9 protein-coding genes are annotated in these 11,803 nt (G+C 70.6%); 1 reads left to right on the top strand and 8 read right to left on the bottom strand.

Annotated elements, in window-relative coordinates:
* The first annotated feature begins 6 nt into the window (after positions 1-6).
* Complete coding sequence (locus D3872_RS08780) at positions 7-2,151, top strand: bifunctional serine/threonine-protein kinase/formylglycine-generating enzyme family protein (protein WP_119810410.1); 2,145 nt, start codon at positions 7-9, stop codon at positions 2,149-2,151.
* A 168-nt stretch (positions 2,152-2,319) separates the two neighbouring features.
* Here the strand turns inward: D3872_RS08780 and D3872_RS08775 are convergent, their stop codons facing one another.
* The 8 genes from D3872_RS08775 to D3872_RS08740 form a co-directional block, all read right to left on the bottom strand.
* Complete coding sequence (locus tag D3872_RS08775; RefSeq protein WP_119810409.1) at positions 2,320-2,826, bottom strand: DUF1801 domain-containing protein; 507 nt, start codon at positions 2,824-2,826, stop codon at positions 2,320-2,322.
* Between the two features lie 16 nt (positions 2,827-2,842).
* Positions 2,843-4,162 carry an FHA domain-containing protein gene (locus D3872_RS08770; RefSeq protein WP_182915737.1) on the bottom strand — a complete coding sequence of 440 codons (1,320 nt, stop codon included), beginning with the start codon at positions 4,160-4,162 and terminating at the stop codon, positions 2,843-2,845.
* 64 nt (positions 4,163-4,226) lie between these two features.
* Positions 4,227-5,189, bottom strand: coding sequence for a PP2C family protein-serine/threonine phosphatase (locus tag D3872_RS08765; RefSeq protein WP_119810407.1), 963 nt, complete (start codon positions 5,187-5,189; stop codon positions 4,227-4,229).
* 5 nt (positions 5,190-5,194) lie between these two features.
* On the bottom strand, positions 5,195-6,448 hold the full coding sequence (locus D3872_RS08760) for an MFS transporter (protein ID WP_119810406.1): 1,254 nt from the start codon (positions 6,446-6,448) through the stop codon (positions 5,195-5,197).
* A gap of 118 nt (positions 6,449-6,566) precedes the next feature.
* Positions 6,567-7,019, bottom strand: coding sequence for an SH3 domain-containing protein (locus tag D3872_RS08755; protein WP_119810405.1), 453 nt, complete (start codon positions 7,017-7,019; stop codon positions 6,567-6,569).
* 11 nt (positions 7,020-7,030) lie between these two features.
* The gene (locus D3872_RS08750) at positions 7,031-8,458 is read right to left on the bottom strand and encodes a hypothetical protein (RefSeq protein ID WP_229459231.1); all 1,428 of its coding nucleotides are present in this window, start codon (positions 8,456-8,458) and stop codon (positions 7,031-7,033) included.
* Entirely contained in the window at positions 8,433-10,793 is a 2,361-nt protein-coding gene (locus tag D3872_RS08745; protein ID WP_119810404.1) for an FtsW/RodA/SpoVE family cell cycle protein, read from the bottom strand. The genes D3872_RS08750 and D3872_RS08745 overlap by 26 nt, the downstream gene beginning before the upstream one ends.
* On the bottom strand, positions 10,790-11,764 hold the full coding sequence (locus tag D3872_RS08740) for a protein kinase domain-containing protein (RefSeq protein ID WP_119810403.1): 975 nt from the start codon (positions 11,762-11,764) through the stop codon (positions 10,790-10,792). The genes D3872_RS08745 and D3872_RS08740 overlap by 4 nt, the downstream gene beginning before the upstream one ends.
* Positions 11,765-11,803 lie beyond the last annotated feature (39 nt).

Below are 11,803 nucleotides of genomic sequence, written 5' to 3'. Positions count from 1 at the left end.
CTTTCCATGCAAACCGCGCGAGAAAAAATCCGCGAACTGCGCGCCCTGCATGACGACGGCCTGCTGAGCCAGCAGGAATTCGACTTCCGCAAGAATGCCATCCTCGACGCCGAGTTTCCGGCGCCGGCCGGCCGCGCGGCACGCCCCCTTCCGCGCCAGGGCACCGAAATCGGCCTGATGGCCGGCATGGAGGTCGGCCCGCCCGACCGCCGCTACCGGCTCGAACGCCAGATCGCGCACGGCGGCATGGGCCAGGTATGGCAGGCGGTGGACATCGCGACCCACGCCGAACTTGGCCACGGCGCCATGGTGGCGCTGAAGATCCTGCCGCCCCAGCTGACCCAGAGCGCAACCCGCGCCAAGCTGCTGGTGGAGGAGGCGACCGAGGCGCGCAAGCTGGCGCACGAACACATCGTGCGCGTCTACGAGTGGGCGCGCGACCCGGCCACGGCCAGCTATTTCATCATCATGGAATGCCTGGAAGGCGAGGACCTGGACAGCATGCTGGCGCGAGGGGGGCCGCTGCGGCCGGCGCGCGCACTCGAACTGGCCGAGCCGATCGCCGGCGCGCTGGATTACGCGTGGGAGCGGCGCCGCCTGGTCCACCGCGACCTCAAGCCGGGCAACGTGTTCGTCACCTCCAGCGGCGAAGTGAAGCTGCTCGACTTCGGCATCGCGGCGCGGGTGCGCACCAGTGCCAGCAGCGCCGCCATCGAGGCGCCCGCCAGCTCTGGCACCGCCGGCTACCGCGCGCCGGAGGCGGGGACGCACCAGCGGGCGCCGGAACGGACACTGGACGTGTATGCGGTGGCGGTGATGATCTACCAGATGGTCGAGGGGGAGATGCCGTTCGACGGCGCCCGCACCGAGTTCCACCATCCGGCCCGGCCGGCATCGCTGGACGAGGCGCAGTGGGCGGTGCTGCAGGCGGGATTCGCATGGCGCGCGGAGGACCGTCCCGCGTCGGTGGCCGAGCTGGTGAAGGCGCTCAGGACGGCCGCGCTGCCGGCGCCCGCCGAGTCAAAGCCGGAAGCGCCGGGGTTCAGGCGCTTGATTCCGCCGGCGTGCGACCCGCAGGCGGAAGCGGCGCGGGTAGCGCGCGACCGGGGGCGCCGCGAGCAGGAAGCGCGCGAACGGGCCGAACGCGATTCGGCGCGCCGCACCCGGCGCGAGGCGCTACGCCAGCAACTGCGCGCGAAACGCGCCGAGGAATGCGAGAAAGCCAGGGCCGCGCAGGAGGAGGAGCAGCGCCGCGCGCAACAGGCGAAGGCCGCCGCGGCTTACCGTGCCGAGCAGGAGCGCGCCCGCGCCGGAATCGCGGCGCGCACCGAAGCCGATCAAGGCGTGCTGCGCGACCGATTCCTTGACCGTTCCGGCATGGGGCCGCAGCTGGTAGTGGTGCAGGCCGGCCGCTTCCTGATGGGTTCGCCGGAACACGAGCGCCGCAAGGCGATCGAGGCCGGCGCCCAGCCGGAATGGCTGGCGCGCGAGACGCCGCAGCGCTGGGTCGGCATCGGGCGGCAGTTCGCGCTCGGCCGGTTCCCGGTCACTGTGGGCGAATGGCGCCGCTTCGCCGTCGCGACCGGATGGCGTCCGCATGCCGGGGCCGACTGGGCCGAGCCGCGCTTCAGCCAGAACGACGACCATCCGGTGGTCGGCGTCACCTGGGGCGATGCGCAGAACTTCGTACGCTGGCTGGGCGAGCAGACCGGCCAGCACTACCGGCTGCCGAGCGAGGCGGAATGGGAATATGCCTGCCGCGCCGGCACCAAGAGCGCGTTCGCCTTCGGCGACACGATCGACACCAGCATGGCCAACTACGATGGCAACTACAGCTACGGCGGCAGCCAGAAGGGCGTGTCCAGGCATGGAACCACCCCGGTCGGCAGCTTCGCGCCCAACGGCTGGGGCCTGTACGACATGCACGGCAACGTGTGGGAGTGGGTGCAGGATGTGGTGCACGACAGTTACGAGGGCGCGCCGCCGGACGGCCGGCCGTGGGAAGAAGGCGGCGACCAGGGCCGGCGCATCCTGCGCGGCGGTTCATGGCTGTACCACCCGCGCTACCTGCGTTCGGCGCTGCGCAACGGTTTCTCCGCGGTGCTCAGCAATGACATCGTCGGCTTCCGCGTCGCGCGCGAGCTTCACTGACGGGCTGGCGCAAGGCCGGGCTGTGAACTAGACTGGTAGGGCAAACCGCTGTTTGGAGAGTGTCATGAAAATTCCACAAGACCTGCGCATTCCGGCAACCGTATTCACCCTTGAAGCCATCATGCTGATCGGCCTCGCGCTGATCTTCTTCGTGCTGGTGCCGCCGACCTAAGCCTTGCGCGACGTACGGCCGCCTTTGCCTGCCGCTGCCAGTCCCGCCTGGTAGCGCTCGATGTACAGTTGCGCCGGTATGCGGCGGATTGCCTCGCCGATCACGTCGAGCGGTACGTCGTCCAGTTTCTTGAAGCGCACGCAGGCCTTGCCCATATCCAATTTCTTCTTGCCCGACGCGGCCCAGGCGTCGCGGAACCAGCGCACTTCGTCCGTTTCGTTTTCCTCGGTGCAGCCTGAATACAGGCCCATCAGGTAGAGCGACACGTAGTTTTTCTGCGACGCCAGGCCTGCGAATGGCAGCGGCTGCTTCGGGTCGCAATGGTACCCGGCAGGAAATATCGAGTGCGGCACCGCGTAGCCGATCATTCCGTATTGCATGCCCTCGGCATAGCCGCCATCGAGATTGGCGACGATGACATTGCGCACCGCTTCGACGATCTGGCGGCGCCCGCCGGGCAGGGTAGCGAGATAGTCGGAGATGGTGGCGGCGGGCGATTGCATGGCGCCAGCGTAACCGCTACCGCACGTTTAGGCAATGCCCGGCGTCGATAGCCGACTGCTGTCCGGAAGCGGCATCCACGCGCCACAGGCCGCCGTTATGGTGGAACACGACCGGCAGGGACGCGGCCGCCGGCAGCGCCGGATGGCCAGTCAGCAGCAAGCCCGGATGGTGCTCCGGCTCTACGATGTAGAAGCATTCATCATGCGCGCCACCGTCGGTGCGCAGCAGGATCACGCCGCCGGGCGGCAGCGCGCCGACCTTCAGCATGACGATGCCGCGGATGCTGGCCGACAGTTCGATGGTCATCCCCAGCCGGAGCTGCACCGGCTGGTGCTTGCCGGGCGGGGCGCCGTCCAGCAGCAGGCCGTAGCGCGACACGTCCTCGATCTCGAAGCCGGCGCCGGTGTGGCGGATGACGGCATGGCGCGCGGACAGGCGCCGTGTCAGGCCGCCTTCCTCAGGACCTTCCTGGCCATAGTGCCGGAGCAGCACGTCCGCTTCCGGATCGAGGGATTCGAACCTCCCCAGCACGCATTCGCGCAGCGCGAAAATGCGCATGTGGCGCGGCAGCGTGCCGCCCGGCGCGTTGGACAGGCAGCCGGCGATGCCGGGATGCGGATGGTGCGCAGGCTCGGCCGGCACCTCGATTTCGATCAGGTCCTCATCCCACGCGATGCTCGAATAGCCGACCGTCACCTGGCCGCTGCGCGCGTCGAGGTCGAGCCGCGCGATCGAGCCGTTGCGCGCGTCGACCCCGATGTCGAAGCTGCCGCCGCCCGCCTGCGCGCTGATGCGCGCGATGGAGGCGTCGTCGGCGCTGATGCGGACATTCTTGTGGGTGGCGAGGAAGGCGTTGTGGATCTCGCCCAGGCTGGCGTCGGGACGGGGCACCAGGACGATCAGGGTGCATACCCAGCGCCGCGCGACGCGGCCCGCTTCGCTGCAGTGCAGCTCCGCTTCGATGCGGTACTGGCCGTGCTCCTTGCCGCGCGCGTTGAACTCGACGAACTGGGGCCGCCATCCGCCGTGCAGGTTGCGCTCGTAGGCATGGCGCGAGGCGCCGCCTTCGAACAGCGCCGACTTCAGTTCCATCGTGACAGCGGCCTGCGCGCCGGACGGCATCCCGCGCAGTTCGACCTTGATGGCCTGGCGGCCGCCGGCGGCGCGCGGATCGAAGCCGCTGATGTGCAGGTGGGAGCGGGGCGCGGCGTGCTGCGGCAGTTCGACTGGGGCCGGCGCGGGCGCGGGCTGCGCGTGTCCGCTGGAGCAGGCCAGCTCTCCAGGCAGCACCCATTGGGTGCAGTACGGGTGCTCCGGATTACCGCATTTTTTCATCGCTCGCCAGGACATTCGGTGATCCGGGCAGCTTACCCGTTCTGGCGCCGGGGTGGCGCAGGTTTCAGGCCGGCTGGCCAGGTAAGGCGGTCTCGTCCGTGGAGGCGGCCGGGCGCACCCGCAGCACGATGGCGGTCAGGTTGTCGCTGTGCAGGCCGCGCGGCGGCTGCCGCTCGATGGCGTCGAACAGCGCGGCACAGGCGCTGTCGGCGCCCGCTTCCATCGCCAGCAGGGCGGGCCAGCGCGCGACCCAGGCCGCGCCATCGGGGCAGGACCAGAAACCGTCGGTGGCCAGTACGTAGTCGCAGCCAGGTTCGAGTTCGACCGCGCGCCGGTCGGCCATGTGGCGCAGGAAGGGCGGCAGCAGGGCCGGCGTCAGCGCAAACAGCGGATCTTCCAGCCCCGCCGGATTGGCGAAGGCATTACCGAGGATGAAGGCCTGCGAGATCTGCGGGCGGTGTTCGCCGTGCACCTGCTGCCACCATTCGCGTTCGCGCAGCAGTCCGGCCATGGCGAAGGCGGTGGCCGGAACATGGTCGATGGTCAGGGGCTCGGCCTTGCCGCGGCCGATGCGGTACAGGCGCGAATCGCCGGCGTGGAACAGCAGCGCGGGCTGGCCGGGCGGGAGTTCGAGCAGGGTGAGGGTGGTGCCGGGCCGGTGCGCCTGGTCGCCGGCGCCGGCGAACTGGCGCTGCAGCGCCGCGTGCAGGGCTTCGAGGCGGGCCGACAGTTCGTCGACCGTCGCGCACGCCGGCATCGCGCGCAGGCCGTCGGCGGCTGCTTCGGCGGCCTCGCGCCCGTGGCCGTGGCCGCCCATCCCGTCCAGCACCGCAACGCGGGCGTGGCCTTCGGGCCAGCCGTCGACCTGGCCGGATACCGGCTGCTGGCCATGCATCCAGGCGCATTTGCCCTTGGTGTCGATGAGGAGGAAGTTGTCCTGGTTTTCAAGGCGCGGCGACGGGCCTGCGCCGACGCTGCTGTGCGCCGCGACGTCCAGGCGTGGGCCGAAGTCAAGGCCGCCGCTCATGGCGTTCAGATCGGGTTCGCGCGCTTGCCGGCCGCGAGGGCGGCGGCATTGACAAGCAGGCATGCGCCGGCGGCGGCCAGTGCGTACCTGACGCCGACGTGGTCGGCCACGCGGCCCCATACCACGCTGCCGAGCGCATAGCCGCCGGCCATCACGAACAGGTAGATGGACAGGGTGCGCGCCCGTATGCTTGGCGGGAAGGACGACTGGGCCGCCGCGTTCATGGTCGACACGATGGCGGACCAGGCCATCCCGCCGCCGACGATCAGCGGCACCAGCATTGTCAGCGAGCTAATGAAGGGCATCAGCATCAGCATGGCGCCGTACACCAGCAGCGCGCCGGTGAGCAGCCTGGTCTTGTCGACGCCTGCGCGCAGGCTGGGAAGGCAGAACGCGGCCAGCACCGCGCCCGCGCCAAGGCTGCCCATCAGGGTGCCGAAGGTGCTCGAATCGCGGTGCAGCACGTCGCGCACGAACAGCGGCAGCAGCGCGGCGAAGGCGATGCTGGCGAAGAAGACCGTGCAGACATTGAGCAGGATGCGCTTGTAGCGCGCGCAGCCGAAGGCGGTGGCCAGGCCGGTCTTCATGCTGAGGATGAAGGAGTGCGGCGCTTCGGTGCGCGGCAGGCGCTCCTGCCACCAGGCCCAGTACACCGTCAGCAGGCCGATGAAGGACAGCGCATTGATCAGGAACAGCGCGCCGGCGCCGATCCAGTTGAACAGCAGGCCGCCCAGCGCGGGGCCGACGATCGAGGCCACGCTGTAGCTCAGGTTGTTGAGGGTGGCCGCCGCTTCCAGTTCGTCCGGTTCCACCAGCCCCGATACCGAGGCCTGCCAGGCCGGCCACATGAATGCCGACCCGGTGGCGAGCGCGAAGGTCAGCGCAAGTACCGGCCCGGCCGAGGCGTTGCCGGTGATGACCAGGACCGCCATCCCGCATGCGCACAAGGCCATGTAGAGGTTGCAGAAGAAGAGGAATTTGGGCCGGTCGACAGCATCGGCGATCACGCCGGCGAACAGCGCGAACAGGAAGATCGGGACGTAGCTCGCGGTCTGGACCAGGGTGGTGACGGCGGCCGCCTTCGACATCGAGGCGATCAGCCAGGCCGAGGCGAAGGTCTGGGTCCAGGTGCCGAGGTTGGAGACGAGGTTGGCGGTCCACAGGCGCCGGTAGCGCGGATGCCGTAGCGGTTTCGACAAGGGTACCCGGATGCGCAGCGGTTGCGCAGGCAGCGGGGAAGAGAAACTCGGTTTCGGCATCAGCCTAGTCTACGGAGAGCGCGGCGCAGCGTCAACAAACTCAGGCCCGGGTTGCCCGCCCTATGGTTTTTTCGCGGCATTGGGGACATGTCGAAATGACAGGCATGAAGAATTGATCTCAGCGCCTGGCCGGTTCCTCATCGGCGCGACGCAGCCACAGGCTGCTGGCCCAACCGGTCACCTTCCGTCCCTCGATGGTGGCGCGTACCTGCCACCAGTCGCCCTCGCGAGCGCCGGTCGCGGCAACCTCCGCGCCGGCCGGCACCACCACGATGCGGCGTGCGCTGGTGCCGGCGCCGCTGCGCAGGTTCAGGGCGCGGAACACCAGGTAGCTGCGTTGCGGCGCGGCGGCCGTGGCCGTGCGCGCGCTGGAAGCTGTCGCGCCGGCGTGCGCGGGCAGAAGTGCCGCCAGCAGGCTGCCGGCGGCCCAAGTGCCGGCCACGGTAACGGCGAGCGCGCGCGCGTTCAGGCGGCGCCACCAGCTTGCCGGCGTCAGGAAGGCCGCCAGCACAAGCGTCAGCAGCAGCCCCGTCGCGTAGGCGGCGAGTGTCAGGAGCGGGATAGCGGACATGATAGTGCCAATCAGGCATCGAAACGCAGTACGTAATGGCCTGCTACCAGGTGGTGCCCGGCCGGCAGCAGGTAGGGCTGGTCGGCGGTGGCCTCGCCGATGGCGGCCACGAAGCGCATCTTGTCGTCGAGGTGGTAGAGCGCCTGGGTGGGGCTGATCCGGCCGATCCGGTAGCCGCCGGCGGCGGCTTCGAAACTGAAGGCGCTGCGCGACAGGCCGATGCGGTCGGCGCCCCCAAGCACGCGCAGGCTGGCCAGCATCGGCGTCGCCCGGCCGAATTCGAAGCGCACTCCGGCGGCCACCGGCACGCTGGGCGGCTGCGCCAGCGACACGGTTGCGCAATAGCGGTCGGCCATTTCGGGCGCCACCGGCGCCAGGGCGATCGGCGCGCCTTCGACCGGGGCGAAGCTGGCCGGTGCGCTGATGCGCTGGCGGCCGGCGCCGGTTACCGCATGGAGCTGGTCGTCAGCGTCGACCGAGAAGCGGATCACGGCGTCGTCCCCATTGGCGGTGACGCCGAGCGCACTGTCGAAGCCCACTTCCATCGACTCCATGCCGGTTTCGCGGTAGCGGCTCAGGCGCGGCAGGGCCAGCGCGGCCAGGCTGACGCATTGCTGCGCGGCCGGCGCGAAGGTCGCTTCGTTTTCCGGCGGCGGACGCATGGTGCCCGCGTTGGCATCTAGGCTGCGGGTCTTCCACACTGCCGCCGGCTTGGCCGCAGCCGGCGCGCCCACGCGCGCCACCTTGACGAACAGACGCGCGGCGCCGTCCTTCAGGACGTAGCAGCCGCCGATCGGATCAAAAGTGCATTCGAGCGTGTCCTTGGGCCTGACCTGGAGCTCGATGGGGGCGTCGGGTCCGTCATTGATCAGGAGGAGCGCTCCGGCGGGGCCGAACGGCCAACCCGGCACCGCGTGGCTGGCGGTGGCCTTGTCATGCCCGATCAGCGCCAGCCGCTGATCGGGGTAGATGGCGCACACTGGCTTCCAGACCGCGCTGTCGGTCGATGCCGTCACCGCGTACAGAATTTTTTCGTCCGGCGCGGGCAGGTAGACGGCATGGCCGAAGCGCACTTCGACCTGGCCCGGCTGCAGGGCATCGGCGCCGACCACGTCGTAGCGCACGTCGTCGCCTTTGAGCAGGTCGCCGAAATCCTTCTGGTGCAGCGCCGCCAGCGACTGGGCCAGGTCGCGCACGCGCGCGCCGCGGGTCAGGTGGCGGTCGTCGTCGACGTCGTCCTGGGGCAGCATCAGCGTCACGTGCGAGAAGCAGCGCGTGGCCGCGCGGCCGCGGTGTTCGCGCGGCGAACGTTCCAGCAGGTCGCGCAGCAGCGGCTTGCGCGAGAACAGCGCCAGTCCCGGCGCCTGCCATATCGCTTCGGCATTGAACACGTCGCCCACCTTGCCGAGCACCTCATGTTGGACATAGACCGGCATCATGATTCTCCTCTAAAGATTGTGCGCTCACCGCACCCAGTATTAGCAGGGGGCAGATGAAAAACAGCAGGTGGCTGCCGCCCGCGGACAGGAAGCTCATGGGCTGCCCCATCACCGGAAAGATCGCCAGGTTGGTGCCCCAGGACAGCAGCAGGTGCCCCAGCACGAAGGCGGCGCCGCCGCACAGCGCGAAGCAGCGGAAGCGCCCGGACCAGGCCTGGCGGAAGTCGCGCGTGGCGCTGCCGGCGGCATGCGAACGCACCGCCGCCTGCAGCAGGCCGGCCAGGAACAGCGCCTGCAACAGCCACAGCGCCAGTCCGGCAGCCAGCCCATGGCGGTTGAGGAAGAACGATGGCGCGAAATCGTCCTGCACCGCCGGGATGGCGAGCGCGTTCGAGCCGGGCAGGCCGAGCGAGGCGATGCCCAGCATCCCGTCCTGCCCGAACCATGCGCCGTCGGCGATGGCGCGCGCCCCCGCCAGCAGTTGCTGGCCGGTGTGCGGGTGGCGGGCCGGCTCCAGCCAGACCATGAAGCGGTCTGCGTAGAAACCCCATTCCGCCAGCTGACCCGGGCCTGCGCCGCGCAGCAGGACGATGGCGCCGGCGGCGGCCAGGCCCGCACCGAGCAAGCCTGCGCTGACGGCATGCCGGCCGGCCGCGAGCGCCCACGCGAGCAGCATCGCGGCGCTCCACAGCGACAGCAGGATCAGCGGCGAGAAATCGTCGACCTGCACCAGCGCGACGCCCATCAACGCGAAAAACAGCAGCACGGGTGCGCCCAGCCGCAGCCAGCGCAGCAGGCGCGGTTCGTGTTCCGGCAAGGTGGCGTGCCAGCCCAGTCCCACCGCCAGGCAGTGCGCGGTGAGCGCGGTGAGCGCCAGCTTGGCGAATTCCACAGGCTGCAGGTCGAACACGCCGGTCTCGCCGCCGAAGGCCACCTGGAGCAGCAGCGCAACCAGCGCGCCGGCGGCAAGCAGCGCAAGCAGCGGCTCGAGCCGCGATTGCGGCAGCAGTGCAGGGCGGCCCCGCAGCCACAGGCGGACCACCGTGCCGGCTCCAAGGCCGAGAGCCAGCAGCGCGCTGGTTTTCTGGAAGTGGCGCAGCATCGACGATTCCATCGAGGCCAGCCCGAGCTCGAGCTGGGCCAACAGGCCGACCGCGACCAGCAGCAGGCCCGCCGCCGTGGCCAGCGCAAGGCGGCCGGGCGCCAGCATGCATGCCCACAGCGCGGCCCAGCCGAGCAGCAGGGAGACGCCGGCGCCGACCGGCGTCGCGCCGCGCAGTGCCAGCAGCACGCACAAGCCGGCGGCGGCCAGCGCGAGGTTGGCGGCGCAGGCAAGGCGGATTGGCATGGAGGCACGGCGAGCGAGCGGCCAGGCGCCGCGCAACCATGCCCAACCCGCCGCCAGTGCGAGCAGGCAGAACAATGCGGCGCCGGCCTGGGCGGCAGCCGCGCCGCCCAGGCCCCACATGCTGCGCCGTTCCCAGCGCCATTCGACCGGCTGCGGCAGCAGCGCGCGCGGCTCTGCATACAAGGCCACCTGCCGCTGCGGCGCGATCAGCAGGCGCGCGCCATCGATGGCCAGCGCGAAGCGGGTGCGGCCGGCCACCATGCCGGCGACGCCGGACAGCGTTTCCTCGCGCGGCGCCAGTTCAAGGGATCGGCTGCCGCTGGACACGATGACCGGCGAAGGCTCGTCGTCGCCCGTCCCGGTTTCCAGGCGCAGCACGCCATCGATGCGGCGCACGGTTGCGCTGCCGGGTGCGGCAGGGCTGGCCGCGAGCCGGTTGTCACAGAACAGGTTGCCGCCAATGGTGAGCGGACGCGCGCCCTTCAACGCTTCCGGCGCGAGCCGGTTCCATGCCGCCGCGGCACGCGCCGGCACCGAAGCGCCGGGACAGGCGTCCTGGGGACGGCCGTCGCGCAGCAAGGTTGCGCCGTCGTACCGCCAGGCGTGCCCGGCGCCTTCGAACGCGGCGCGTCCACCGCCGGCGGCCGTGACCGTGAAGCTGGCGCCGCCGATGCGGAACTCCTGGCCCGCCTGCAGCGCGATGCTGCCGGTGCGCGTGTCGCGGCCGCCGCGGCGCAGTATCAGCTGCTGCGAGGCGCTGGCATTCCTGATCCACCATTGTCCGGCGGCGTCGCGGCGCAGGCACAGCTGGCTGGCGTCGGCCAACGGGGCGGCGAGCTCGCGCCGGCCGAGGGTGATGGTTTCGCCTGGCGCCAGCGCGACCGCGACCGAGGACGGGAACCACGCGGCTGGCGCGCGCGCCAGCGCCACCAGCTGCAGCAGGCAGAGGAGGGCGAGCAGGGGAATGGCGAAGGCGCGCGGGTTCATGCGAGGACACCCGCTGCGGCGCGTATGTCCGCGATCATGCGCGCGACCTGCAGCGCATGGGATGGGCGGCCACCAGGTTCGGCCGCGATCAAGTTGCGCAGCAGGGCAAGCGCGGCGGTGGCGCCGCTGCGCCGGCCTGGATGCGCGTGCCGCCGGATGCAGCGCACGAACAGCGCCGCCTCTGTGGGCGAGAGCACCTGCGGCTGCGCGCTGCCCAGTTCACGCTGCATCCTGCGCGCGCCGGCAAGCTGGTGCTCGCGCCAGGCCTTGCCGCAATCGCTGCAGAAGCGCAGCATCAGTCCATCTGTGACGAGGTAGTAGAACAGCGCGCCGAGCGCGAAGTAGTCGCTGCGCCAGTCGGTATCGTAGCCGCCGTGGGCGGCCGGGAAGAACTGCTCCGGCGCCTGCCAGCTTGCGGTGCCCGCGTAGCCGGCATCCGCGCCTGCGCCGCGTGCGCGGCTGGTACCGAAGTCGGCCAGCTTGGCGCGCCCGCGCCCGGCGTCGAGCAGGACGTTGCCGGGCTTGAGGTCGAGGTAGGTCCAGCCATATTGGTGTACCTTGGCCAGGGCGTGGTTGACCTGGTCGAGCCAGCGCAGGATGGCGGGCAGGCCGATGCGGCGGCCGGCTTCGCGTTCGCGCGCCAGGTGGTGGGCGAGGTCAGTGTCGAGCAGTTCGAGCGCCATGACCGGCAGGCCGTCATGCTCGCCGCAGTCGAGCAGGCGCACGATGTGGCGCTCGTCCCATGGACGCAGCGAACGGAGGAAGGCGATTTCGGTATTGGCGCTGGCGATCCAGCGGCTGCGCTGCGACGGATGCGCGCGCGCCATGTGGGGGCGGTTGACCAGCTTGAGGGCGACGTCGCCGTGCGGGCCGGCGGCCTGCCACACGAGGCCGTAGCTGGAACCGGCGAGCTGCCGGCGCAGGCGGTAGGCGCCTGCGGCCAGCGGTACGAGCTGTCCTGCCTGAAGCATGATCCCCCCCGAATGGCACTGACGGCACGTGCCGTCAGC

It is taken from the genome of Massilia cavernae (genome assembly GCF_003590855.1).
GTDB classification, from domain to species: domain Bacteria; phylum Pseudomonadota; class Gammaproteobacteria; order Burkholderiales; family Burkholderiaceae_D; genus Telluria_A; species Telluria_A cavernae.
The sequence above is the reverse complement of the archived record's forward strand: the minus strand, read 5'-3'. Positions and strand labels throughout refer to the sequence as shown.